The following is a 23,845-nucleotide window of genomic DNA, read 5'->3' on the forward strand; positions in this document are numbered from 1 at the left end:
CTCGTGTGCAGCATTTCTTGTGCTAACCGCACACGGGACCGCGGGTGCAGCGCGCACCCGGTCTTCCCTGCGCCCTCATTTTCGAGGGCAAGGAATTTCTGGCAAAGCTCGGGCGCAATGCGCCGCGAGATCGCGAACACATATTCAGCTGTCATCACCCGCGCATGCGGGTGATCCAGTATCCCAGAGACCTGATGATTGAACTGAGAAGCCGCGGCGTACTGGATCCCCGCGTGCGCGGGGATGACAGCATGGTGTGGCGCTACACCATCGCCGTCATTGCGAGCGAAGCGAAGCAATCCATGCCTCGGCGCGCGGATAGGTGGATTGCTTCGCGGAGCCTGTCATCGGGCGCGCATTCGCGCGACCCGGTGGCTCGCAATGACGCGGAGAGAGCCATTAGCACCCGCGCATCATATGCTATCCTGCGCGCATCCGCCCTCCCCGCCAAACGGAATTTCCATTTGACCTCCGCTCCCTCCACGCCCCTCAACCGTCTCCGTCAGCAATGGCGCGAGAAGCGTCCGACCTTCGGCGCCATCGCGACCATCCCCTCGATCCAGACGGTGCAGATCATGGCCCGCACCGGGATTGACTGGATCATCGTCGATCTCGAACACGGCCCGATCGATCTCGGCTCAGCGCATGCGATGATCACGGCCACTTCAGGCACGCCCTGCGTGCCGATGGTGCGGATCGCGGCCAACGAGCCGCATCTGGCGAAGGCGCCGATGGACATCGGTGCGCTCGGCATCAATTTTCCGATGATCTGCAACGCGGCCGATGCCGAAAAGGCGGTACGCAGCGTGCGCTATCCGCCGAAGGGCGACCGGCTGTGGGGGCCGTTTCACGCGCCGTTCCGTTGGGGCGTGTCGATGCCGGACTACATGGCGACCGCCGACGATGACATGATCTGCATGATCACCATTGAACATGTCGAGGCGGTCAACCGCATCGACGAGATCATGGCAACGCCAGGCATCGACCTTGCGGTGATCGGCCCCGGCGACCTTGCGACATCCATCAACAAGCGTGGCCTGCCCGACGACCCCGAAGTGGTCGCGCTGATGCAGCGCGCCGAGGAAGGCATCTTCAAGAGCGGCGTACCGATCGGCGGCGTCGCGCGATCGGCCGAACAGGCCAATAAAATGATCGAGCGCGGGTATGTGGCGCTCGCGCTCGGCTTCGACTGGTCGCTGTTTCAGCGCGGCATCGCGGCGAGTTTTGAAGGGATCAAGCGTTAGCTGCACGCCCAGCTTTGCCGGCGGTGGTGTCGTGCTAGTCTTTACCCACAGGGAGAACAAACATCATGATCAGGAAAATTCTGCTCGGATTGACCGTCATAGCCTTCGCCGGCGCCGGGGTCGCGATTGCCCAGCAAAGCGGCATCAAGCGCACCCCGCTGCAAAAACTCGACTTCCCACCCGGCTACAACACCGTCACCGCGATTGCGGAAGTGCCTGCAGGCGGCGCGGCCGGCCGCCATACCCATCCCGGTGCCGAGACCGGCTATGTGCTCGAGGGCGAGCTTGAGCTCATCATCGACGGCAAGCCGCCCGTGAAGATCAAGGCCGGGGAATCCTACCAGATCCCGGAAGGCGTCGTTCACGACGCCAAGGCCGGCGACAAGCCCTTCAAAGTGCTTGGGGTTTACGTCGCCAAGGCGGGCGAACCCTTGGCCAAACCAGCGCCATAAGGCTGGAGCGTTTTCAAGCGAAGCATGCCCTCGGACTTGGTCCGTGGGTAGACTCGGTTCGCGTCAAGAAAACGGTTCAAAATAAGGCCCAGAGCTCCATTTCGATGCAATCGAAACGGAAAGGCTCTGGCGTCAAACCGGCCGGTTCGTGCTACATCAGGGCACTGGCGGGTCGTTGGGCCCGCTTGTTTTTCTGATTTGTTGATTGCAGGAACTTGAGCGGAGTCATGCGCGGAACGGTTCGAAAAATAACATTGCCGCGCCGTCTCGTCGCTGACCTCATGCATGCGTCGAAGCGCGTGCCGTTCGTCTCGCTGGCGCGGCCGCTCAATATCCGTGGCCTGCTGGAGGCGCGCGCGCAGGCCGCGGTGCGGCCGGGCTGGGCGGCGATCTTCGTCAAGGCGTTCGCGCTGGTCGCCAAGGAGCAACCGGTGCTGCGCACGCTGTACGTCAAATGGCCAATGCCTGCGTTCTACGAACTGCCGCGCAGCGTCGCGATGGTGGCGATCGCGCGCGTCGAGGACGGCCAGGATTGCGTGCTGCCGCAAAAGGTCACCGCACCCGATGAAATGTCGCTGGCGGAGGTCGACGCGATGATCCGGCATGCCAAGCAGGCGCCGATCGAACAGGTGCCGGCGTTCCGCAAAATCCTGCGCACGACGCGGCTGCCGCTGCCGCTGCGCCGGCTGTTCTGGGCGATCGGGCTGAATTTCGGCCGCCAGCGCGCCAATTATTTCGGCAGTTTCGGGGTCACGTCGGTGGCCGCCTATGGCGCCGGCCAGCTCCACGCCATGAGCCCGGGCCCCTTCGTGCTGAGCTACGGGGTCGAGAAACCTGACCAGTCGATCGACGTCGTGCTGCGCTGGGACCACCGGATTACCGACGCCGCCCTGATTGCCAAGGTGCTGAACCGGCTGGAACAGGTGCTGAACACCGAAATCGCGGGGGAATTGCGGGCGAATCGGCAGCAAACCGAGCCAAAAGCGGTCCGGGCGGTCGCGACTTGACCCATCAGGGCCCGGATCCCAGCCATTCCGGGTCAGAAATCGAGGTCAAAACCGGGATGTGGCGTTTGACACAACGGCACTTCCCCCCTAATAACCCGCTTGCTCGCGGGCCGTTTTCGGCCCGCGTTGCGTTTCGCGACCCGTGGTCCTCCCCGAGCTTTCGAGGCGGACCTGTCGGCACCGGGAAGTTCCCGGCGCACAGGAGGGCGCGTCTCCTCAAAACTCAAACTTATCAAGAGGACGCGATGACTAAGCGCAGTGAGGCGAAGTACAAGATCGATCGCCGTATGGGCCAGAATATCTGGGGCCGCCCCAAGAGCCCCGTGAACCGCCGTGAATACGGCCCCGGCCAGCACGGCCAGCGCCGCAAGGGCAAGCTGTCCGACTTCGGCGTGCAGCTCCGCGCCAAGCAGAAGCTCAAGGGCTATTACGCCAACATTTCCGAGCGCCAGTTCCACGGCATCTATGTCGAAGCCGGCCGGATGAAGGGCGACACCGGTGAAAACCTGATCGGCCTGCTCGAGCGCCGCCTCGACACCGTGGTCTACCGCGCCAAGTTCGTCGCCACCATGTTCGCCGCGCGCCAGTTCATCAACCACGGCCACATCAAGGTGAACGGCCGCCGCGTCAACATTTCGAGCTACAAGGTCAAGCCCGGCGACGTCATCGAGATCAAGGAATCCTCCAAGCAGCTCACCCCGGTGCTGGAAGCCAGCCAGCTCGGCGAGCGCGACGTGCCCGACTTCATCGAGGCCGATCACTCCAAGATGACGGCGAAGTTCACCCGCATCCCGGCGCTGTCGGACGTGCCGTTCGCGGTGCAGATGGAGCCGCATCTGATCGTCGAATTCTATTCGCGCTGATCGGCGCGGATTTTCGAGCTACAAAGGCCCCGGGAAAACCGGGGCCTTTTTTCTGCCCCGCGGGGAAACGCCATGCGCTTGAGCGACTGCCACAACTTCCATGACTTCCGAAAGCTGGCGCAACGGCGCTTGCCCGCCCCGATCTTCAATTACATCGACGGCGCCGCCGACGACGAGGCGACGCTGCGCCAGAACACCCAAAGCTTCGAGCGCTGCGATCTGGTGCCCAACGTCCTGCGCGGCGTGGAGGCCATCGACATGTCGGTGACCGTGATCGGCCAGAAACTGGCGATGCCGGTCTATTGCTCCCCGACTGCGCTGCAGCGCCTGTTCCACCATACCGGCGAGCGCGCGGTGGCTGCAGCAGCCGCGAAGTACGGCACGATGTTCGGCGTCTCCTCGCTCGGCACCGTCAGCCTCGAGGAACTGCGCAAGGCGCACGCTACGCCGCAGGTCTATCAGTTCTATTTTCACCGCGACCGCGGTCTCAACCGCGCCATGATGCAGCGCGCAAAGGACGCCGGCGTCAACGTCATGATGCTGACGGTGGACAGCATCACCGGGGGAAATCGCGAACGCGATTTGCGTACCGGATTCTCTATTCCCTTCCGCCTGACGCTTGCCGGCATGGCCCAGTTCGCGATCAAGCCGATGTGGGGCATCAACTACCTCACCCATGAGGGCTTCAAACTGCCTCAGCTCGACGAGCACGTCGATATGAGCGGCGGCGCCATGTCGATCGGGCGCTACTTCACCGAAATGCTCGACCCTTCCATGACCTGGGACGACGTCGCTGAAATGGTGAAGCTATGGAACGGACAATTCTGCCTGAAGGGCATCATGTCGGTGGCCGATGCCAAACGCGCCGTCGAGATCGGCTGCACCGGCATCATCCTGTCCAACCATGGCGGCCGGCAGCTCGACGGTTCGCGGGCGGCGTTCGATCAGCTGGCTGAAATCGTCGATGCCGTCGGTGACCGGATCGATGTCATCATGGACGGCGGAATCCAGCGTGGCACCCATGTCCTGAAAGCATTGTCGCTGGGAGCCAAAGCGGTTGGCGTCGGGCGCTTCTATCTCTATCCTCTCGCCGCAGCCGGCCAGGCCGGCGTTGAGCGCGCACTCGGCCTGATGCGAGCGGAGATCGAGCGCGACATGAAGCTGATGGGGTGCAGATCGATCGACCAGTTGTCACGCCAAAATCTGCGCTTCAGATAATTCCTCCCTCTCCCCGTCATCTTGCAAATCACGAGAGTCAGTCATGACCCACTACACCCCTCCTCCGCGCGATCCCAAGGCAGCGCCGGTCCGTATCAACCTGCTGTCGGATACCCAGACCCGCCCCACGCCGGCGATGCGCGAGGCGATGGCGCGGGCCGAAGTCGGCGACGAACAGATCGGCGACGATCCGACCGTGAATCTGCTGTGCGAACGCGTCGCCGACCTGCTCGGCAAGGAAGCGGCCGTATTCATGCCGTCGGGCACCATGTGCAACGTCGCGGCGACCTTGTCCTGGTGCCGGCCGGGCGACGAGATCCTGGCGCATGTCAGCGCACATATCATCGCCCGCGAAGGTGGTGCGCATGCCGCCCTCGGCGGCTTCCAGATCACCCCGCTGCCGGGCGACGACGGGCAATTCTCGCCGGAGACGTTTCGTGCCGCGCTTCACCCGCGCTCGCGCTACCAGCCGCCGCAAACCGTCGTCAGCGTCGAACAGACAGCCAATATCGGCGGCGGCACGATCTGGAAGAAGGTCGCGCTGGATGAGGTCGTCGAAATCGCCAAGGCCAACGGGCTCGTCACCCATATGGACGGAGCGCGACTGCTGAACGCCTGCGTCGCGTCGGGTATTTCCGCGCGCGACATGGCTGCGGGCTGGGATTCGGCCTGGATCGATTTCTCCAAGGGCCTCGGTGCGCCCGTCGGCGGCGCCATCGCCGGCTCGCGCGATTTCATCGACAATGTCTGGCGCTGGAAGCAGCGGCTCGGCGGCTCGATGCGGCAGGCCGGCATTTGTGCAGCGGCCTGCGTCTACGCCCTCGACCATCACGTCGACCGCCTCGCCGACGATCACGCCAACGCGCGGGCGCTGGCGCGCGGCCTCTCGCAGATCAATGGCATCGAGGTCCAGGAGCCCGAGACCAACCTCGTGTTCTTCAAGCCTGACGGTGCCGGCATTCCGGGCGACAAGATGATCGAGGCTCTGCGCAAGCGCGGCGTGCTGCTGGCGATGATGGACGGCAGGATCCGTGCCTGCACCCATCTCGATGTGACGGCCGCGATGATCGAAGAGACGGTCGGTTTCGTGCGCGAGATCGTGCGCGGGGCTTGACGCTTACCTTCCCAACGCCTGATAGATCAGCGTCTTCAATGCAAGCTGAATGCGTCCGCGCTGCGATGGCGTCTGCACCATGAAGATCGCGAACATATCGTCCTTGGGATCGATGAAGAAGAACGTGCCCGCGACCCCATCCCAGCGGTACTCGCCCAGCGGCCACGACGTGTTCGGCGGCACCGACGTGCGCACCGCAAAACCGAGGCCGAAGCCGCTGGTTTCGCCGGGATAGTAGGCATAGTCGCGCGCGATTTTCGTTTTCGCGCCGATATGGTCGGACGTCATGAGCGCGATCGTCTCGGGCCTGAGGTAGCGACGACCTTCGAAAGTGCCGCCATTCAGCAGCATCTGGGCGAAGCGAGCATAGTCGCCGATGGTGCCCACCATGCCGCCGCCGCCGGACTCCATCCGCCTCGGCTCCATCGGATCTCGGACGTTGGTGACCGGGCTGATCGCGCGATCGGTCGGCATCGGCTCGGCAATGCGTGGCCGCATTGCCGGATCGCTGACGATGAACGCCGTCTCGCTCATCCCGAGTGGGCCGAGCAACCGTTCCTTTTCGAACTCAAGCAGGGATTTTCCCGACGCCACCTCGATCACGCGCCCGAGCACGTCGGTGGAAAAGCCGTAGTCCCATCGCGTGCCTGGCTGCTCGACCAGCGGCAATTTTGCGATTTGCTCGGCAAATTCGGCATTGGTCAGGTTGCGGCGGATCAGACCGGCCTCGGCGTAGCGGGCGCGTACAAGACCTCCTCCCATGTAACCGTAAGGCAGGCCGGAGGTATGGCGCAGCAAATCGGTGATCGTGATGGGCCGTTCGAGCGGCTCCTCGACCAGCGTCAGCGTGCCGTCGTCGGCGCGCTTCTCGACGCCGACTTTTGTCGCCGCAAAGGCCGGGATGTATTTCGAGACGGCATCGTCGAGTTTGAGCTTGCCGTCCTCGACCAGCATCATCGCCGCCACCGAGGTGATCGGCTTCGACATCGAATAGAGGCGGAAGATGGTATCCGCGCTCATCGGCAGTTTGGTCGCGACGTCGCGGACGCCGAAGCTCTCGAAATACACCGGCTTGCCGTGCTGCTGGATCAGCAGGATCGCACCGGGGATTGTGCCGGCCGCGATTTCGTTGCGGATATAGTCGCCGACGCGCGTCAGGCCTTCGCGCGAAAAGCTTCCCGCGCCCGGCGCAGGCTCGCTGGCACCCACGACATGCGACGAGACTAGGACGACGAATGCGGCCAGCGCCGCTGCGAACAAACCGCGGAGCTTCACGCCGTCAATTCTCCAGCGCCTCATAGACCAGCTGCTTGAGGGTGCGCTGGACGCGTTGCCGCTCGGTTGGCGTCTGCTCAAGAACCACGAAGAACATTTCCTGCTTGCGGTCGATCACCATGTAGCAACCCGAGGCGCCGTCCCATTTCAGCTCGCCCAGCGATCCCGGCGGCGGCGGCTTGGCGTTGCCGGGATCGGTGCGCACGGCAAATCCAAGCCCCATGCCGAAGCCGTCACCGGGAAAATAGAAATAATCCCGCTCGACGCCGGAATTCTTGCCGGTATGGTCCGATGCCATCAACTCGAACGTCTTCGGGCTCAGATAGGTCTTGCCCTCGAACGTCCCGCCGTTGAGCAGCATTTGCGCAAAGCGCGAAAAGTCCGACATGGTCGAGACCATGCCGCCGCTGGCGGATTCCCATTTCTGGCGAACCTCGGTCCGGTACTGGCGGCCGACACGGAAATCACTGTCGTTCGGCACCGGCTGGGCGAGCCGTTGCAACCGCTCCGGTTCGGTGACGAAGAAGCCGGTGTCGGTCATGCCGAGCGGATCGAGCAGCTTTTCCTTCTCGATCTCGAGCAAGGATTTTCCGGACACGATCTCCATGATCCGTCCCAGGATGTCGGTGGAATGGCCGTACTGCCAGAGCGCGCCCGGCTGGTTGTGCAGCGGCAGCTTGGCGATCCGTTCGGCGAACTCGGCGAGATCGAATTCGCCTGCGTAGAGGTTGGCTTCCTTGTAGGCCTTGCGCACCAGACTGTCGCCATAGAAGCCATAGGTGATGCCGGAGGTGTGGCGCAACAGGTCGAGGATGGTAATGGGCCGGGTCATCGGCACCAGTTCGAGCGTCCTGTTGCCGCCCTCGGCCTTTTTCTCCACGCCGACCTTCATGTTAGCGAAGGACGGAATGTATTTCGAGACGGGATCGTCGAGCTTGATCTTGCCGTCCTGGATCAGCTGCATCGCCACGACCGAGGTGATCGCCTTGGTCAGCGAAGACAGGCGGAAGATGGTCTTGTCCGTGATCGGCGCCTTGGAGACCACATCCTGCACGCCGAAGGTCTGGTGATAGACCGGCTTGCCGCGCTGCTGGATCAGGACGTTCGCGCCGGCGATCTTGCCGGTTGCGACCTCGTTTGCGAAGAACTCGCTGATCCTGGCAAGTTTTGCTTCATTGAAACGCGCACCCGCCGGAATATCGAAGGTGCCCTCGGCGCGGGCGAGCGGCGGCACGCTCAACGTCAGCGCGCCACAAACGAGCGCGCGCAGCACTTGACGTGAATTCATTGGACCCCTCCCCGGAATTCGCCCGGGGAGTGTAGCGGTCGCGTGTCATCAGGCACAAGGGCTCCCGAAGGCAGCCAGTGCCGATTCATGCAGACGGGCGCTACCCTCGGAGAAGCAGCAAAATATCACGCTGGTCATTTCGGGTGCCGTGGCCAACGCATCGACCACGGTTGCGACCGCGATCCCGGCCGCGCGTTCGGCGGGGAAGCGATAGATCCCGGTTGAAATCGCCGGAAAGGCCACGGAGGCAAGATCGTGCTGTCGGCAAAGTTCGATCGAGTGGCGATAGCACGAGGCGAGCAAATCGTCTTCGCCAAGGTTACCGCCGTTCCAAACCGGTCCAACTGTGTGGATCACATGTTGGGCCTTGAGCCGGTAGCCCCGGGTGATTTTGGCATCGCCGGTCGCACAACCATTCAGCGTGCGACACTCGGCCAACAGTTCAGGTCCGGCCGCCCGATGGATCGCCCCATCGACGCCGCCCCCGCCGAGCAGGGACGAATTCGCGGCGTTGACGATGGCGTCAACGCGCAAGCTGGTGATGTCGGCAACGATGACTTCCAGCCGCGCCTTGCCGATCTGGCGCGCGGTCGAACTCAGGCTGAAGCCGCCGTGTTGACGGCGACGCCCTTGTCGGCGAACAGCTGCTGCAATTCACCGGCCTGGAACATCTCGCGGATGATGTCGCAACCGCCAATGAACTCGCCCTTGACGTAGAGCTGCGGAATCGTCGGCCAGTTGGAGTAGGTCTTGATGCCGTCGCGCAGATCGGCGGATTCCAGAACGTTCAGGCCCTTGTAGCCGACGCCCACGTGATCGAGGATCTGGACCACCTGCCCCGAGAAACCGCACTGCGGAAACTGCGGCGTTCCCTTCATGAACAGCACGACGTCGTTCGACTTCACTTCGTTGTCGATGAATTGCTCGATGCTCATATTCGCTTCCTTTTGGGGCACAGCCCCCTGCGGCTAAGCCTTACTTACGGGCCGGCTCGTCCGATTCAACCCCGATACTGGTCATATATGTAGCCCAAACCGTTGTGCATCCAAAGTAAAATGGCGAGTAGCTGGCATGCGCAACCTTGCCGCGGCGCCCAAAAGGCCGTGCGGCTCATAGTCTGATGGCATCAATATCATGGCGCCGGGAGGCTTTTTTCCCAGATGGGAACCCCTATCTAGGACGGACTGTCCGTCAGGAACCTGTCTGCCAGAGAAACGTTCTCTCCCGAACCGGAGCCACCAGTGACGAAATCAGTAGCCGCGGCCGCGTTAGCCACCCCCACCCCGTCACTCTTTTCCGATTCCGGCACCCTCGCCCAGCGACTGGTCGACGCCTATCTCGCAGTCCGGGACGAGACCGAGCGCCGGGCCGCGCCCTTAAGTCCCGAGGATCAGCTGATCCAGTCGATGCCGGACGCCAGCCCGGCAAAGTGGCACCGCGCTCATACCACCTGGTTTTTCGAGCAATTCCTGCTCAGCGAGCATTGCGAGGGCTATCGGGTTTTTCACCCCGACTACGCCTTCCTGTTCAACTCCTATTATGTCAGTGCCGGCCCCCGCCATGCCCGCCACCAGCGCGGTCACCTGACGCGCCCGAGCGCCGACGAAGTCACCGCCTATCGGCGCCATGTCGATGCCGCCGTCGTCAAATTCTTCCAGACCGCGCGCGAGGACGTGCTTTCCGGACTGGTGCCGCTGGTCGAAGTCGGTCTCAACCACGAGCAGCAGCATCAGGAATTGATGCTCACCGACATCCTGCACGCCTTCGCCCAGAACCCGATCCCGCCGGCCTATGATGCGGCGTGGCGCTTCCCTGCCCCGACACGGGGCGGTGACGAATGGACTGCTCTCAACGAAGGCATCCATACCGTCGGGCATACCGACGACAGTTTTCATTTCGACAATGAGAAGCCCACCCACCGCGCGCTGGTCGGCCCGGTGAAACTCGCCCGCAACCTCGTCACCAACGCCGAATGGCTCGCCTTCATGAAGGACGGCGGCTACGCGACGGCGACGCTGTGGCTGATGGACGGTTTTGCCACCGTGAACAACGAGCAATGGCAGGCGCCCGGCCACTGGCGCCAGGTTGGCGGCGAATGGAAGATCATGACGCTCGGCGGATTGCAGCCGATCGATCCGTCCGCTCCGGTCAGCCATGTCAATTATTACGAGGCGGATGCGTTCGCGCGCTGGAGCGGAAAGCATCTGCCGACCGAGATGGAATGGGAAGTCGCGGCACGCGCCGGCCTGTTGAACGACGCCTTCGGTATCGTCTGGCAGTGGACCCGCAGTTCCTACTCACCCTATCCCGGCTATCGCGCCATCGAAGGCGCGCTCGGCGAATATAACGGCAAGTTCATGGTCAACCAACTGGTGCTGCGCGGGTCGTCGCTTGCAACTCCGGCCGGTCACAGCCGTATCACCTATCGCAACTTCTTTTATCCGCACCACCGCTGGCAATTCACGGGATTGCGCCTTGCAGACTACGCCTGACCTTTCTCAAGCATGATCCGGAACGGCGACGACGCCTTTCCGAACCAGATCACGCCCAACCGATGATCAAAAGCGCGCCGGGAAGCGCGTTCAGGAGAGTATCATGAATGTGCATGCCCCCGCTTTGGCCCTCACGCACGAGTTCGATGAACAGACTACGGCGTTTGCGGAAGACGTGATCGGCAACCTCGCGCAGCATCCCAAGCGGCTGTCGCCGAAATATTTCTACGACGTCACGGGGTCGGAGCTGTTCGAGCAGATCACGGTGCTGCCGGAATATTATCCGACCCGTACCGAACTTGGCATTCTGCGCGACCGCGGCGATGCGATCGCCGCGATCATCGCGAAGGGGGCGGCGCTGGTGGAATTCGGCGCCGGCGCCACCACGAAGGTGCGCCTGCTGCTGGAACGCAGCGACTTCGGCGCCTACGTCCCGGTCGATATATCCGGTGACTTCCTCAAGGCGCAGGCCGACGCGCTGCGCAAGGATTTCCCCGGTCTCAACGTCTATCCGGTGGCCGCGGATTTCACGGCACCGTTCGCGCTGCCGGCCGAGATCGCCAATATGCCGAAGCTCGGCTTCTTTCCGGGATCGACGCTCGGCAATTTCGAGCCGAATGAAGCCAGCGCCTTCCTGCGCACCGCCCGCGAGATCCTCGGCGACGGTGCGCAGATGATCGTCGGCGTCGATCTCGAGAAGGACGAGCGCGTGCTGTATGACGCCTACAATGATTCAGCCGGCGTTACCGCGCGCTTCAATCTCAATGTGCTAGTGCGCATCAACCGCGAGCTCGGCGGCAACTTCGATCTCTCCGCCTTCACCCACCGCTCGATCTACAATCGCGACCGCCATCGCATCGAGATGCATCTGATCAGCCGCAAAGCGCAGAACGTGCGCGTGCTCGGGCACAATTTCTCGTTCCGCCCCGGCGAGAGCATCCACACGGAGAACAGCTACAAATACAGCTTCGAGCGCTTCACCGCGCTGGCGCGTGGCGCGGGCTGGAAGGTGCGGGAGTCCTGGACCGACAAGAACAGGATGTTCTCGGTGCACGCGCTGGCGGCCTTGGACTGAGCCCTCACGTTTTCGCCCCGGACTTGCCGCGCGCCGACCGCGGCTTGCGCGTGGGTATGATCCGTGGCGAAGGCATCATCCAATGATCGGACAATCGCTCGGCGCCGAGAAGCCAGCCGTGAATGATCCGCCATTTGTCCTGCCCGCGAGATTGGAAATCCAATAGCGGCGACCCGTCGTCCTGCAGCTCGTAGAAGAATCGCAGCGAGTCCTTGCCGGTGGGTCCGCCAGGATCGATCGCCTGCGTCAGTATCCAGTCATCCCACTGCTGGAGTATCAGGGCACGTGCTTCGCTTTGTTTCATCGGCGCGCGTTCTCGGCCACGGGCATGCCGTGGGGACTGAGTTGACCGCGCTGGTCAGATTGTACTTGCGAACAAGGTGGCAGCGCCGCCGCGCATCAGCCCCTTCGTCGTCTCGTATGAAAGCAAATGCTTAACAAATTTGCAATTTCGTCATTCTGCGCCAGCAATTCGCTGCAGCAGCGCTGTCGTTTCCCCTTCGAAATGTCCAAATTTTGACGCCGACTCAGCCAATCCTGCTCCGGCGACTTGGCTGGGGTTGAGTTGTTCGTGCCAGGGGATCTAGTTATGGGGAATGCGTATCCGACGTCCGGGAGCCAGAAGCACCGCTTCGGACCTTTATCGGCGCAAGACGATGAAGACGAGGGAGCTGATTCCGAGGCGAGCGCCGCGCTGGCGTCGCTGATCGAGGAAAACGTCAGGCTTCGTGCCCTTGTGGTCCAATTGTCCGACCTCGTCCTGAAGAACCTCGTCGCCCAGAAGTAGCGCTTGCAGTTCGCGATGGCGTGCCGCTCACGCGACCGGCACGCACGGATCGTCTACTCGGGCGTGTCGGACCTGAGCGAGATCGATTCCCACACCGCGACCACCACCATGATCGCGGTCGTGAGCAGCGAGAGCCATAGCGGCGACAGGTCGTGCGCGAACCAGGCCAGTCCGCACAGCACGATGATACCGACACCATGCGAGAGCTGCAGAAAGCCGCGAAAACTGTGCTTGAACAGGATCGTCCCGATCAGGAACAGCAGCGGTCCGCCGGTCGCGCTCAGCACCGTCCTGAGATCGGAATGACCGCCCGGGTGCTTCAGCACCAGTTCGTCGGCCACTGCCGTGACGATAATCCCCGCCACGATCGGCATGTGCAGGTAAGTATAGGCGAGCCGCGCCAGCCGCCCCGGTTCGCTCGATTTTGAAATCTGTTCGGATCCCGCTTCGGCGCCCTTGTTGAAGTAGATCCACCACATCGCCAGGGTGCCGACAAAGGCTGACACGAAGGCCGTGACATTTTCGATCGTCCAGGTCAGCTCGGCAAAAGTAGCACCCGTCACAATGATGGATTCGCCGAGCGCGATGATGATGAACCCCGCGCAGCGTTCGGCCATGTGGCCGCCCTCGATCACCCAATCGGCAACCGAAGACGCGCCGTACCGGGGTATCCAGAACCGCACCGCCGGCGACAGATATTCGATGACGAGCGCGATCCCCCACAGCACCAGCCGGGTTTCGCCCTTCGCAAATCCACCCGCGATCCAGAACACCGCCGACAACGCCAGCCACGACGTGATCCGGATCGCATTCATCCGCGCCAGAGGACGCGACGGTGGCGTCGCGACCCACAGAAACACGGTCTTGCCGACCTGCATCGCGGCATAGGCCACCGCGAACCACAGCCCGCGGTCGTCAAACGCCTTCGGAATCGAGGTTGAGAGCACGAGCCCGCCGAGCGTCAGCGCAAACAGCAGCAGCCGGACGGGGGTCTTTTCGGGATTGAGCCAGTTGGTGATCCAGGAGGTGTAGACCCACACCCACCAGACCGCGAGGAAGAGCATCGTGACCTGTAGCGCGCCCAACGGCGTGAAATGGCCGAGCAGGCTGTGCGAGATCTGTGTGACCGCAAAGACGAAGACGAGGTCGAAGAACAGCTCAGCGTAAGTCACCCGGCTGTGCTGGTGCGGCACGATCGGTCGGAACAGCGCGCCGTGTGCATCCGCCGCCATTGGCGCGTCTCCGAGGTTCGGTCAGCCTTCGGGCACCCCAGGTCCGCCAGGTACCCCGGTTTGCAGCGCCAGTGCGTGCAGCACGCCGCCCATCTGCCCCTTGAGCGACTGGTAGACGATCTGGTGTTGCTGGACCCTCGACTTGCCGCGGAAGGACTCAGAAATCACGGTCGCGGCGTAGTGATCGCCGTCGCCGGCCAGATCGCGGATCGTCACCTCGGCATCGGGTATGGCTGCCTTGATCATCGATTCGATATCGTGGGCGTCCATCGGCATTCCAGCATGTCTCCGTCAGATGTTGCGAATCACGGCCAGCTCTCGCGACCGTGACGACCAAACCTAGCGCGTACGCCCTTCTAGGTCATCCTGCCCGGCACTATATCCCGGGTTCAAACCTTTTAAACCATTCAGGCTGAGGCGTCCGGTCACATCCGGCTGACCCAAAAAGAGGCCAAGAACCATGAAACTTCCCGGTCCCGACCATCCGATCACGATTGCGGCCAATCCCAAGCGCGTCCGGGTTTCGGCCGGCGGCGTGGTCATCGCCGACACTACCCAGGCCCTCACTCTCAAGGAGGCGCGCTATCCGGCGGTGCAATATGTGCCGCGCAGCGACGTCAATATGGCGCTGTTGGCCCGCACCGAGCGGACCACGCATTGTCCCTACAAGGGGGACGCGAACTATTTCAGCATCAACGCCGACGGCAAGACATTGGAGAATTCGATCTGGACCTATGAGACGCCGTTCCCGGCGATGGCAGAGATCGCCGGCCATCTGGCGTTCTATCCGGACAAGGTCAAGATCGAGGAAGTGGCCTGAGGGCCTGATCCGACGGCCAAGGCGCTGACGGCTGGATCGTCAGGCGCGAAGTCGCGCTTCGCGCTTTTTGCCATGCGGCGAAATTCCGAATCGTGTTCAGTCGCATGTCGCGACATTTTTATCGAATGAACGACGATGCCGCGCCGCGGGGCTTGATGATTCGCCTTGCTGATCGGGTTCCCGGCTGCAACATTCCGGACAAACAGCGGCTGGGGAGGCGCGCATGACTTCGATTTCCACCGTGGGGCATGCCGACGCCCACGCGGTGCCAAAAGCCAAATCGCGAAACCTTTCGCTCGATCGCGCCCGCACCTTCCTGACGCTGGTGGTGCTGCTGCACCACGCCGTCATCCCGTACACCTACTACGGTCACACCGACTCGAAGTCATTCTTCGGCTTCGACATGATCGTGCTCGCCACCGACAGTTTCTTCATGGCGATGTTCTTTTTCCTGTCTGGCCTGTTCGCATGGTCCGGCATTGCCCGAAAGGGACCGCTGAATTATTTGCAGGATCGCCTGTTTCGGCTTGCCCTGCCATTCGCGATCTGCGCGCTGACCGTCATTCCGATCGCCTATTACGCCATTTCCCTGCGGCAGCATCCCGAGGTCAGCTTCGCTTCATTCTGGTGGAAAACCGTCACCGTCGGACCCTGGCCGAGCGGACCGATCTGGTTCCTTTGGGTCTTGCTCGGCTTCGATCTGGTTGCTTGCCTGTTGTATCGGCTGTCACCCAACCTTCTCGATCCGATCAATCGCCTCTCGCTGCACGGTCGCCGCCGGCCCGCGGTGTTCTTCGCGGTCATGGTTGCCGTCACCGCGGCGTTCTACATTCCCGGGCGGGTTCACTACGGTGCCAGCGATTGGTTCGAGTTCGGGCCGTTCTCGGTCCAGCACGGCCGCGTGATGCTCTACGCAACCTACTTCTTTTTCGGCGCCGGCATCGGCGTTGCGATGATGGATCGCGGGCTGCTCGCGGCTGACGGCCGGATGGCGAAGGTCAGCTGGGATTGGATGATCCTGGCGATCGTTCCGTATTACCTCATGTGGGTGCTGATCTCCATCAAGCGCGAAAACCTGGGGAATCCAGCAGACCTGCCCGACTGGTATGAAGGGGCCTATGCTGTCTGCTTCACTGTCTTCAGCGTGGCCATCCTGTTCCTGATCCTGGCCTATTTCCTGAGGTTCGCCAACTCCGGCAGGAGCGTACTCGATCCGATGCAGGGCGATGCCTACGGCATGTTCCTGGTGCACTATCCGATCGCGCTGTGGCTGCAGTATTGGCTGTTCGATTTCAATATGCCTGCGACCGTGAAAGCCCCCATCGGATTCGTATTAACGGTCGCGTTCAGCTGGGCGTTGACGCGCGCGCTGCGGCAGATTCCGGGTGCGAAGCGGGTGCTTTGAACTTGAGCCGTCATTCCGGGGCGATGCGGAGCATCGAACCCGAAATCTCGAGATTCCCCGATGTGCAATTACACATCTGAGGTCTGGTCCTACGGACCATCCCGGCATGACTGTAGGGTTAAGACGCCTTGCCGCTCATGTAAGCCGGCAGCCAGCTTTCGAACGCCGTGTTGAGCGAGGCCACCGCGACCGGTGCTTCACCGGCCACCGCGATCGCATCGCCGCCAGTGGTGCCGATCCGCGCGCAGGGCACCCCGGCGCCCTTCATCTTCGCCAGCACCAGTCCGACATCGGCCGCCGGCACCGTCACGATGTAGCGTGCCTGGTCTTCGCCGAACCAGTAGCCGTGCGGCACGATCGAGGCCGGCGCCGCCAACAGCTGCGCACCGATGCCGCTCGCAATTGCCATCTCGGCGAGCGCGATCAGAAGTCCGCCGTCGGAAACGTCATGCACCGCGGTTGCGGTGCCGGCGTGGATCATGCCGCGCACCACGTCGCCATTGCGCTTTTCGGCGGCGAGGTCCACCGGCGGCGGCGCGCCCTCTTCGCGACCGCAGACATCGCGCAGATAGACGGACTGTCCGAGCCAGCCCTGCGTGTCACCGATCAACAGGATCGCCTCGCCTGCCGCCTTGAAGGCGAGCGTCGCGGACTTGGTGAAATCGTCGAGCAGCCCGACGCCGCCGATCGAGGGCGTCGGCAGGATGCCGCGGCCGTTGGTCTCGTTGTAGAGCGAGACATTGCCGGACACGACGGGGAAGTCGAGCGAACGACAGGCTTCCGCAATACCCTTCAGGCAGCCGACGAACTGGCCCATGATCTCGGGCCGCTCCGGATTGCCGAAATTCAGATTGTCGGTGATCGCGAGCGGCCGTCCGCCGACCGCGGTGATGTTGCGCCAGGCCTCGGCTACCGCCTGCTTGCCGCCTTCGAACGGATCCGCTTCGCAATAACGCGGCGTCACGTCGACAGTGAGCGCAAGCCCCTTCGGTCCGTCCTGCACCCGCACGACGGCGGCATCGCCACCCGGGCGCTGCACCGTATTGCCGAGGATGACGTGGTCGTACTGCTCCCAGACCCAGCGCCGCGAGCACAGCTCGGGCGTCGCGATCAGCTTTTCCAGCGCAGCCGAAATCCCGATCGGCGGCTTGACGTCCTGCGCGCGCACCACCGGCAACAACGCGGACGCGACATGCGGCCGGTCGTACAGCGGCGCCTCGTCGCCCAGTTCCTTGATCGGCAAATCGGCCATGACGTCGCCGCCATGCTTCACCACAAAGCGCTTGCTCGGCGTGGTGTAGCCGACGACGGCGAAATCGAGCCCCCATTTGCGGAAGATCGCCTCGGCCTCTTGTTCCTTCTCGGGCTTCAGCACCATGAGCATGCGCTCCTGGCTTTCCGAGAGCATCATCTCATAGGCGCTCATGCCGGTTTCACGCGTCGGCACCGCGTCGAGATCGAGATCGACGCCGAGATCGCCCTTGGCGCCCATCTCGACCGCCGAGCATGTGAGGCCCGCCGCGCCCATGTCCTGGATCGCGATCACGCAACCTTTTTCCATGATTTCGAGGCAGGCTTCCAGCAGCAGTTTTTCTGCGAAGGGATCGCCGACCTGCACGGTCGGACGCTTCTCGGCGGAATCATCGTCGAATTCGGCCGACGCCATCGACGCGCCGTGAATACCGTCGCGGCCGGTCTTGGATCCCAAATAGACGATCGGCATGTTCACGCCGGAGGCCGCGGCGTAGAAGATCTTGTCGGTGTCGGCGAGGCCGACGGCCATCGCGTTGACCAGGATGTTGCCGTCATAGCGGGTGTGGAAACGCACCTGCCCGCCGACCGTCGGCACGCCGAACGAATTGCCGTAACCGCCGACGCCGGCGACCACGCCCGACACCAGATGGCGGGTCTTGGGGTGTTCCGGCGCGCCAAAGGAGAGCGCATTGAGGCATGCGATCGGGCGCGCGCCCATCGTGAAAACGTCACGCAAAATGCCGCCGACACCGGTGGTCGCTCCCTGATAGGGCTCGATATAGCTCGGGTGGTTGTGGCTCTCCATCTTGAACACGACCGCCTGGCCGTCGCCGATGTCGATCACCCCTGCGTTCTCGCCGGGGCCCTGGATCACCCAGGGCGCCTTGGTCGGCAGCCCGCGCAGATGGATGCGCGAGGATTTGTACGAGCAGTGCTCGTTCCACATCGCGGAAAAAATCCCGAGTTCGGTGAAACTCGGCACCCGGCCGATCAGCTTGAGGATGCGCTCATACTCGTCCGGCTTGAGACCATGGCTGGCGACGAGTTCGGGGGTGATCTGGGGCTCGTTCATGGGTCCCTTAATAGGAAGATCGGGGGGTTGGGAAAAGGCCTTTTAGGGCGCATTTCCGCCCTGTCCAGAGCTTTACGGCAGGCAGGCCGGGATCGGCGTTTGCACATCACGCCTGGATCGGATTTAAGGGCTTAAACCTGCAAAGGAAGGCCCAATTTCGTGAATGACCTCTCCAATACTGCATTCGTCAAACGTCCCGACCTGCACGTTGAAACCGAGGGCGAATTCGCCGGCTGGCGCACCTGGACCCGTGACAATTTCGAGACCCATAGCGGGCCGTTCTGGCACCGGGTGGAGGAAGACGGCCGCGTCCGCGCCGCCTTCCGGGTCGAGAAAAAACACCTCAACGGCCAGCGCAACGTCCATGGCGGCTGCTTCATGACGTTTGCGGATTACTGCCTGTTCGCGCTGGCCTCGCCGGTGCTGCAGGGGTCGGGCGTGACGGTGGCATTTGGCTGCGAATTCCTCGATGCGGCACGCGAAGGCGAACTGGTCGAATGCGAGGGTGAGATCACCCGCGCCGGCGGCTCCCTGATCTTCCTGCGCGGGGTGCTGAAATCGGGCGGGCGGTCGCTGTTCACCTTTTCCGGCACCATCAAGCGGGTAAAGCGGAAGCCGCCGACGGACGCAGGCGCCGTTGCCACCTAGCATTCCCCCGGGGAAGCACAGCTGGCGAGATTATGCGTTGCTGCTGGCGCTGGCGTGCTGCTGGAGTTCGACCTATCCGCTGACCAAGATCGGCCTCGGCTCGATCCCGCCGATCACCTTCATCTCGGCCCGTTCGCTGATCGCGGCCGCATTCCTTCTCGTCATCCTGTACGCGCGCGGATTGCGGCTTCCGATCGATGCCAAGGCCTGGAAGCTGTTCGCCTTCCAGCAGAGCATCAACTCGACCATCCCGTTTTTGATGATCACCTGGGCGCAGCAATATGTGCCGGCGTCGAGCGCCGTGGTGCTGGCCTCGACGACGCCCATTTTCGCCTTCCTCATCACCTGGGGCATCACCCGGCACGAGCCGGCGACGCTGTTGAAGCTGGTTGGCGCCATCCTCGGCCTCGCCGGAACGGCCGCGATCATCGGGCTCGACGCGCTCGGTGGTCTCAGCAAGGACGTGTTCGCCGAAATCGTCATCCTTGTCGCCACCCTCTCCTTTGCCTGCGCCACCATCTTCGGGCTGCGGCTGACCGATTACGATCCGATGGTGGTGGCGGCGGGTTCACTGCTGTTCGGCGGTCTCGTGCTGCTGCCGGCATCGCTGATCGTCGATCACCCCTGGAGCTTGCAGCCTACGGCGGAAGCCCTGGCGGCGACCGTCGCGATGGGCATCTTCTCGAGCGCGTTCGGGCTGATGCTGTTTTATATGTGCCTGAGCCGCCTCGGCACCCTCACCACCAACGCGCAAGGTTATCTGCGCATACCGATCGGCGTCGGTCTCTCGGTGCTGCTGCTCGGCGAAAGCGTGCCGGCGAATCTTGCGCTCGGTCTCGTGCTGGTCATGGCCGGCGTCGCCGCGATGACCATTCCCGGCGATCGCTATGGCAAGTGGATCGACCGGCTGCGCGGCAGATCGAAGGCCCGGCAACCTTGACCGAACATCGAAGGGGATGGCCGCCTATTTCTTCTCTTCCAGCAGCTTGCGGTATTTCTCGACGTCGCGCGTCACGAGCTGCTGCAGCACTTCCGGGGTATGCTCATTGGCGTCGGGGGCGACGGTCGACAGATCGTGAAAGCGCTTTTTGACGGCATCGCTCTCCACCGCGCTCTTCGCTGCGGCATTCAATTTCGCGATGATCGCCGGCGGCGTGCCTTTTGGGGCGAACAGGCCGTTCCAGCCTTGCGCCTCGAATTCGGGAAGCCCCGCTTCCACCGACGTCGGCAGTTCCGGCAAGGTCGCGAGCCGCACCGTCGAGCCGACCACCATTGCCTTGACGAGCTTGTCGTCGATCGCCTGCGACACGGAAGCCGCGGCATCGCAGACGCCATCGATCTGGCCGCCGATCGCGTCCGTCAGCGCGGGAGCCGCGCCACGATAGCCGACCAGCGTGACATCGATGCCGGCGGCCTGCACAAAGCTCTTGCAGATCAGGAAATTCGACGAGCCGACGCCGGCATGTCCGAGATTGATCTTGCCGGGATTTTTCTTAGCAAAGGCGATGAATTCCTGAAGATTCCTGGCCGGAAAATCCTTGCGCAACGCGACGATGCCGAAGGTCTTCGCCACCATCGCGATCGGCACGAAGGAGTCCGGCGTGAATGACAGTTTCGGATAGATCGTATAGGTCGCAGCGCTGGTGCCGGCATTGCCGATGGCAATGGCGTAACCATCGGCTTCAGCGCGGGCCGCCCGCGCCAGCGCGATCGAGCCGCCGGCGCCCACGATATTCTCGATCACGATCGGCTGTCCGAGTGATTTCGCCATCTCCTCGGCGACCACGCGCGCGATCACGTCAGAGGTGCCGCCGGCCGCGAACGGCACGATCATGGTGACGGGACGTTTTGGGTAATCCTGCGCGTGGGCGGCGGTGGAAACGAGCAGGGCCGCCGCGAGAAGCGAAAGCCGCCGTCCCACGGCGGCAATCACGCCGCTTTTTCCAGATGCGCGACGAGGCCAGCGAACAGACCGCGGCCGTCGGTGCAGCCCATGATGTCTTCAACGTGGTTTTCCGGATGCGGCATCATGCCGAGCACGTTGCCGCGCTCGTTGACGATACCGGCGATCGATTGCGCCGCGCCATTGATGTTGGAGGTATCGTCGACAACGCCGTCGGCGGAGCAATAGCGGTAGAGCACCCGCCCCTCGCCCTGGAGGCGTTTCACGGTCTCTTCATCGGCCGCGTAATTGCCTTCGCCATGCGCCACCGGCACGCGGATCACCTGGCCGGCATTGTAGCCGCGCGTGAACGGAGTGTCCGAGCGCTCGACCCGCAAATGCACGTCCCGGCAAATGAATTTCAGTTTTGAGTTGCGCATCAGGATGCCGGGCAGCAGGCCGGATTCGCATAGGATCTGAAAGCCGTTGCAGACCCCGAGCACGAGGCCGCCACTGGCGGCAAAATCCCGCACCGCGTCCATCACGGGCGCCCGCGCCGCAATGGCGCCGCAGCGCAGATAGTCACCATAGGAAAACCCGCCAGGCACCACCACGAGATCGGTACCCTTGGGCAGCGCAGTCTCGGCATGCCAGACCATCGCGGCCTCGTTGCCCGATGCGAGTTTAAGCGCCCGCGCCATGTCGCGTTCGCGATTGATGCCAGGGAAGACGAGAATTGCGGATTTCATGTCAGATTCGGAACATCACTAAGTTCAAGTCGTCGCTCAATACGGTCCAGACGACCTTCGTATCGGACCAACGTCGCGTGTATCCCCGAAATCTTTTGGAACACACTCGTAATCTCTTGACGAATGCCGTTCTGGGACGGGCGCAACGCCTGCATCTCTTGCTTTTGCTCGTCGAGCTTGCCATCGACTTGCGCCAGTCGCGCTTGGACCGATTTCAACACCTCTAGCATCAGATCTGCCGTCGCGTCGGCCATCGCACCTAATCCCTAAGCTTTCAACTCGATAGCATAATTCTCGATCACGGTGTTCGCCAAGAGCTTGTCGGCGGCGTCTTTCAACGCCGCCTCGGCCTTGGCCTTGTCCGAGCCTGACAGTTCGATGTCGAACACCTTGCCCTGACGGACGCTGGCGACGCCGTCAACGCCGAGCGATTTCAGCGCGCCTTCGATGGCCTTGCCCTGCGGATCGAGAATGCCGGACTTCAAGGTAACGGTAACACGTGCTTTCACAGGACCTGCCTCAGCTCTTCACCAGCACCGGACCCGTACCCGCCGGCCGCTCGTTCTCCATCAGGATACCCAGACGCTTTGCCACCTCGGTATAGGCCTCCAGGAGACCACCGAGATCCCTGCGGAAACGATCCTTGTCGAGCTTCTCGTTCGACTTGATGTCCCAGAGCCGGCATGAGTCGGGCGAGATCTCGTCGGCGACGATGATCCGCATCATTTCGTTCTCGAACAGGCGGCCACATTCCATCTTGAAATCGACCAGACGGATGCCGATGCCCAGAAACAACCCGGTCAGGAAGTCGTTGACGCGGATGGCGAGCGCCATGATGTCGTCGATTTCCTGCGGCGTCGCCCAGCCGAATGCGGTGATGTGCTCCTCGGAGACCATCGGGTCGTTGAGCTGGTCGTTCTTGTAATAAAACTCGATGATCGAGCGCGGCAGCTGGGTGCCTTCCTCGATGCCGAGGCGCTGCGACAGCGATCCCGCCGCCACGTTTCGCACCACCACCTCCAGCGGCACGATCTCGACCTCGCGAATCAGCTGCTCGCGCATGTTGAGGCGGCGGATGAAATGGGTCGGCACCCCGATGTCGTTGAGGTGCTGAAACAGGTACTCCGAAATCCGGTTGTTGAGGACACCCTTGCCCTCGATCACCTGGTGTTTCTTGGCATTGAACGCGGTCGCATCGTCCTTGAAGTGCTGGATCAGGGTTCCCGGCTCCGGGCCTTCATACAGGACCTTGGCCTTGCCTTCATAAATGCGGCGTCGACGGCTCATAGGGATGTACCGTGTTTTGTTGAAATCCATGAATTTGGTGTGCTCCGGATGACAAGGGTTTACGACCACGACGGAGCTGCCGTGAAGGCCAGGAACCTGATCTTAACCAACTGGAAACAGAACAAGAACCAAGCCTGTTGGCAACCTATCCGATTGGGCTATCCAGCACAATCGACCCGGCCCAATTGGGCCCAACTTATACCTGTAGACTGCGGCTTAACGGCCCGTTGTTTTGCCGATTCGCCCCCTCTATCTAGGTAGGCGACGGGGCCGCCACAACGCGGCCCCCGCGTGCATCTGGCAGGGATTGGAACTCAAATATGAGCACTTTCGACAAGCGCGAAGAAGGTTTCGAGAAGAAATTCGCTCTCGATGCAGATCAGAAGTTCAAGGCCGAGGCGCGCCGCAACCGGCTCCTCGGAACCTGGATCGCAGAAAAGCTCGGAATTACCGGCGACGCCGCCACTGCCTACGCCAAGGAAGTGGTCGCCGCCGATTTCGAGGAAGCCGGCGATTCCGACGTCATTCGCAAGGTGATGGGCGATATCAAGGCCAAGGGCGTCGCCCTCACCGAGCAGGAACTCCGCGCCAAGATGGACGAGCTGATGGCGACCGCCGTCGCCCAAGTAAAGGCGGGGACGTAAGCCTGCGAATAGGGAGTGGCGAATAGCGAATAGAAAC

General features: G+C 62.5%; 28 protein-coding genes. 14 read left to right on the forward strand and 14 right to left on the reverse strand.

What is annotated here, in order from left to right:
* On the reverse strand, positions 1 to 299 hold a 299-nt coding region (locus JQ558_RS27070; RefSeq protein WP_212295695.1), incomplete at its 3' end, for a hypothetical protein.
* A gap of 165 nt (positions 300 to 464) precedes the next feature.
* Here JQ558_RS27070 and JQ558_RS27075 point away from each other — a divergent pair.
* The 6 genes from JQ558_RS27075 to JQ558_RS27100 all read left to right on the forward strand — a co-directional run bounded on the left by JQ558_RS27075 (position 465) and on the right by JQ558_RS27100 (position 5,898).
* Entirely contained in the window at positions 465 to 1,244 is a 780-nt protein-coding gene (locus JQ558_RS27075; protein ID WP_212204555.1) for an HpcH/HpaI aldolase/citrate lyase family protein, read from the forward strand.
* Between the two features lie 65 nt (positions 1,245 to 1,309).
* A complete protein-coding gene (locus JQ558_RS27080; protein ID WP_212295696.1) occupies positions 1,310 to 1,696 on the forward strand; it encodes a cupin domain-containing protein in 387 nt (128 codons plus the stop codon).
* A gap of 227 nt (positions 1,697 to 1,923) precedes the next feature.
* Positions 1,924 to 2,703: an acyltransferase gene (locus tag JQ558_RS27085; RefSeq protein WP_212295697.1), complete on the forward strand. Its 780-nt coding sequence runs from the start codon at positions 1,924 to 1,926 to the stop codon at positions 2,701 to 2,703.
* A gap of 245 nt (positions 2,704 to 2,948) precedes the next feature.
* The gene (gene rpsD / locus JQ558_RS27090) at positions 2,949 to 3,566 is read left to right on the forward strand and encodes a 30S ribosomal protein S4 (protein ID WP_212273193.1); all 618 of its coding nucleotides are present in this window, start codon (positions 2,949 to 2,951) and stop codon (positions 3,564 to 3,566) included.
* A 72-nt stretch (positions 3,567 to 3,638) separates the two neighbouring features.
* Complete coding sequence (locus tag JQ558_RS27095) at positions 3,639 to 4,784, forward strand: alpha-hydroxy acid oxidase (protein WP_212295698.1); 1,146 nt, start codon at positions 3,639 to 3,641, stop codon at positions 4,782 to 4,784.
* Between the two features lie 43 nt (positions 4,785 to 4,827).
* Positions 4,828 to 5,898 carry a low specificity L-threonine aldolase gene (locus JQ558_RS27100; RefSeq protein WP_212295699.1) on the forward strand — a complete coding sequence of 357 codons (1,071 nt, stop codon included), beginning with the start codon at positions 4,828 to 4,830 and terminating at the stop codon, positions 5,896 to 5,898.
* A 3-nt stretch (positions 5,899 to 5,901) separates the two neighbouring features.
* On the opposite strand, the gene JQ558_RS27105 is transcribed toward JQ558_RS27100, so the two are convergent.
* The 4 genes from JQ558_RS27105 to grxD are packed head-to-tail and all read right to left on the reverse strand — an operon-like array spanning position 5,902 to position 9,396.
* Entirely contained in the window at positions 5,902 to 7,197 is a 1,296-nt protein-coding gene (locus JQ558_RS27105) for a serine hydrolase domain-containing protein (RefSeq protein WP_212295700.1), read from the reverse strand.
* Positions 7,178 to 8,461, reverse strand: a complete 1,284-nt coding sequence (locus tag JQ558_RS27110) for a serine hydrolase (RefSeq protein ID WP_212295701.1) — start codon at positions 8,459 to 8,461, stop codon at positions 7,178 to 7,180. Before JQ558_RS27110 ends, JQ558_RS27105 begins: the two co-directional genes overlap by 20 nt.
* Positions 8,462 to 8,509: 48 nt before the next feature.
* A complete protein-coding gene (locus JQ558_RS27115) occupies positions 8,510 to 9,061 on the reverse strand; it encodes an O-acetyl-ADP-ribose deacetylase (RefSeq protein WP_212295782.1) in 552 nt (183 codons plus the stop codon).
* Complete coding sequence (gene grxD, locus JQ558_RS27120; RefSeq protein WP_211996336.1) at positions 9,058 to 9,396, reverse strand: Grx4 family monothiol glutaredoxin; 339 nt, start codon at positions 9,394 to 9,396, stop codon at positions 9,058 to 9,060. The genes JQ558_RS27115 and grxD overlap by 4 nt, the downstream gene beginning before the upstream one ends.
* A 306-nt stretch (positions 9,397 to 9,702) precedes the next feature.
* Here grxD and egtB point away from each other — a divergent pair, with 306 nt between their 5' ends.
* Together egtB and egtD are read left to right on the forward strand one after the other, a co-directional pair.
* Positions 9,703 to 10,953, forward strand: a complete 1,251-nt coding sequence (egtB, locus tag JQ558_RS27125) for an ergothioneine biosynthesis protein EgtB (RefSeq protein WP_212295702.1) — start codon at positions 9,703 to 9,705, stop codon at positions 10,951 to 10,953.
* Positions 10,954 to 11,056: 103 nt separating this feature from the next.
* On the forward strand, positions 11,057 to 12,028 hold the full coding sequence (gene egtD, locus JQ558_RS27130; protein ID WP_212273205.1) for an L-histidine N(alpha)-methyltransferase: 972 nt from the start codon (positions 11,057 to 11,059) through the stop codon (positions 12,026 to 12,028).
* Positions 12,029 to 12,032: 4 nt separating this feature from the next.
* Here egtD and JQ558_RS27135 read toward each other — a convergent pair whose 3' ends face one another.
* A complete protein-coding gene (locus JQ558_RS27135; protein WP_212035102.1) occupies positions 12,033 to 12,332 on the reverse strand; it encodes a hypothetical protein in 300 nt (99 codons plus the stop codon).
* A 285-nt stretch (positions 12,333 to 12,617) separates the two neighbouring features.
* Between JQ558_RS27135 and JQ558_RS27140 the strand changes: the two genes are divergently transcribed.
* On the forward strand, positions 12,618 to 12,815 hold the full coding sequence (locus tag JQ558_RS27140; RefSeq protein WP_212295703.1) for a hypothetical protein: 198 nt from the start codon (positions 12,618 to 12,620) through the stop codon (positions 12,813 to 12,815).
* Positions 12,816 to 12,868: 53 nt separating this feature from the next.
* Here JQ558_RS27140 and JQ558_RS27145 read toward each other — a convergent pair whose 3' ends face one another.
* Positions 12,869 to 14,047: a low temperature requirement protein A gene (locus JQ558_RS27145; RefSeq protein ID WP_212204537.1), complete on the reverse strand. Its 1,179-nt coding sequence runs from the start codon at positions 14,045 to 14,047 to the stop codon at positions 12,869 to 12,871.
* A gap of 21 nt (positions 14,048 to 14,068) precedes the next feature.
* The gene (locus tag JQ558_RS27150) at positions 14,069 to 14,323 is read right to left on the reverse strand and encodes a BolA family protein (RefSeq protein ID WP_065750297.1); all 255 of its coding nucleotides are present in this window, start codon (positions 14,321 to 14,323) and stop codon (positions 14,069 to 14,071) included.
* A gap of 184 nt (positions 14,324 to 14,507) precedes the next feature.
* Here JQ558_RS27150 and JQ558_RS27155 point away from each other — a divergent pair, with 184 nt between their 5' ends.
* Together JQ558_RS27155 and JQ558_RS27160 are read left to right on the forward strand one after the other, a co-directional pair.
* Positions 14,508 to 14,867 carry a DUF427 domain-containing protein gene (locus JQ558_RS27155; protein WP_212204535.1) on the forward strand — a complete coding sequence of 120 codons (360 nt, stop codon included), beginning with the start codon at positions 14,508 to 14,510 and terminating at the stop codon, positions 14,865 to 14,867.
* Between the two features lie 223 nt (positions 14,868 to 15,090).
* Positions 15,091 to 16,272 (forward strand): acyltransferase, encoded by a 1,182-nt coding sequence (locus tag JQ558_RS27160; RefSeq protein WP_212204527.1) that lies wholly within the window; start codon positions 15,091 to 15,093, stop codon positions 16,270 to 16,272.
* A gap of 118 nt (positions 16,273 to 16,390) precedes the next feature.
* Here JQ558_RS27160 and purL read toward each other — a convergent pair whose 3' ends face one another.
* Complete coding sequence (gene purL / locus JQ558_RS27165) at positions 16,391 to 18,598, reverse strand: phosphoribosylformylglycinamidine synthase subunit PurL (RefSeq protein ID WP_212295704.1); 2,208 nt, start codon at positions 18,596 to 18,598, stop codon at positions 16,391 to 16,393.
* Between the two features lie 159 nt (positions 18,599 to 18,757).
* Between purL and JQ558_RS27170 the strand changes: the two genes are divergently transcribed.
* The gene (locus tag JQ558_RS27170; protein WP_212295705.1) at positions 18,758 to 19,246 is read left to right on the forward strand and encodes a PaaI family thioesterase; all 489 of its coding nucleotides are present in this window, start codon (positions 18,758 to 18,760) and stop codon (positions 19,244 to 19,246) included.
* Positions 19,236 to 20,186 (forward strand): DMT family transporter, encoded by a 951-nt coding sequence (locus JQ558_RS27175; RefSeq protein WP_212295706.1) that lies wholly within the window; start codon positions 19,236 to 19,238, stop codon positions 20,184 to 20,186. Before JQ558_RS27170 ends, JQ558_RS27175 begins: the two co-directional genes overlap by 11 nt.
* A 24-nt stretch (positions 20,187 to 20,210) precedes the next feature.
* Here the strand turns inward: JQ558_RS27175 and JQ558_RS27180 are convergent, their stop codons facing one another.
* From JQ558_RS27180 to purC, 5 genes are read right to left on the reverse strand one after another with little or no spacing between them, the layout of a single operon-like run.
* Positions 20,211 to 21,179, reverse strand: a complete 969-nt coding sequence (locus tag JQ558_RS27180) for a tripartite tricarboxylate transporter substrate-binding protein (RefSeq protein WP_212273207.1) — start codon at positions 21,177 to 21,179, stop codon at positions 20,211 to 20,213.
* On the reverse strand, positions 21,176 to 21,877 hold the full coding sequence (gene purQ / locus JQ558_RS27185; protein WP_212273208.1) for a phosphoribosylformylglycinamidine synthase subunit PurQ: 702 nt from the start codon (positions 21,875 to 21,877) through the stop codon (positions 21,176 to 21,178). The genes JQ558_RS27180 and purQ overlap by 4 nt, the downstream gene beginning before the upstream one ends.
* Positions 21,874 to 22,131 (reverse strand): hypothetical protein, encoded by a 258-nt coding sequence (locus JQ558_RS27190; protein ID WP_212295707.1) that lies wholly within the window; start codon positions 22,129 to 22,131, stop codon positions 21,874 to 21,876. Before JQ558_RS27190 ends, purQ begins: the two co-directional genes overlap by 4 nt.
* 12 nt (positions 22,132 to 22,143) lie before the next feature.
* Positions 22,144 to 22,386: a phosphoribosylformylglycinamidine synthase subunit PurS gene (gene purS, locus JQ558_RS27195; protein ID WP_212204521.1), complete on the reverse strand. Its 243-nt coding sequence runs from the start codon at positions 22,384 to 22,386 to the stop codon at positions 22,144 to 22,146.
* 10 nt (positions 22,387 to 22,396) lie between these two features.
* Positions 22,397 to 23,164 (reverse strand): phosphoribosylaminoimidazolesuccinocarboxamide synthase, encoded by a 768-nt coding sequence (gene purC / locus JQ558_RS27200; protein WP_171708996.1) that lies wholly within the window; start codon positions 23,162 to 23,164, stop codon positions 22,397 to 22,399.
* Positions 23,165 to 23,484: 320 nt separating this feature from the next.
* Between purC and JQ558_RS27205 the strand changes: the two genes are divergently transcribed.
* Positions 23,485 to 23,808 (forward strand): DUF1476 domain-containing protein, encoded by a 324-nt coding sequence (locus JQ558_RS27205; RefSeq protein WP_192734171.1) that lies wholly within the window; start codon positions 23,485 to 23,487, stop codon positions 23,806 to 23,808.
* Positions 23,809 to 23,845 lie beyond the last annotated feature (37 nt).

The organism is Bradyrhizobium sp. AUGA SZCCT0160 (assembly GCF_018130105.1).
GTDB lineage: Bacteria > Pseudomonadota > Alphaproteobacteria > Rhizobiales > Xanthobacteraceae > Bradyrhizobium.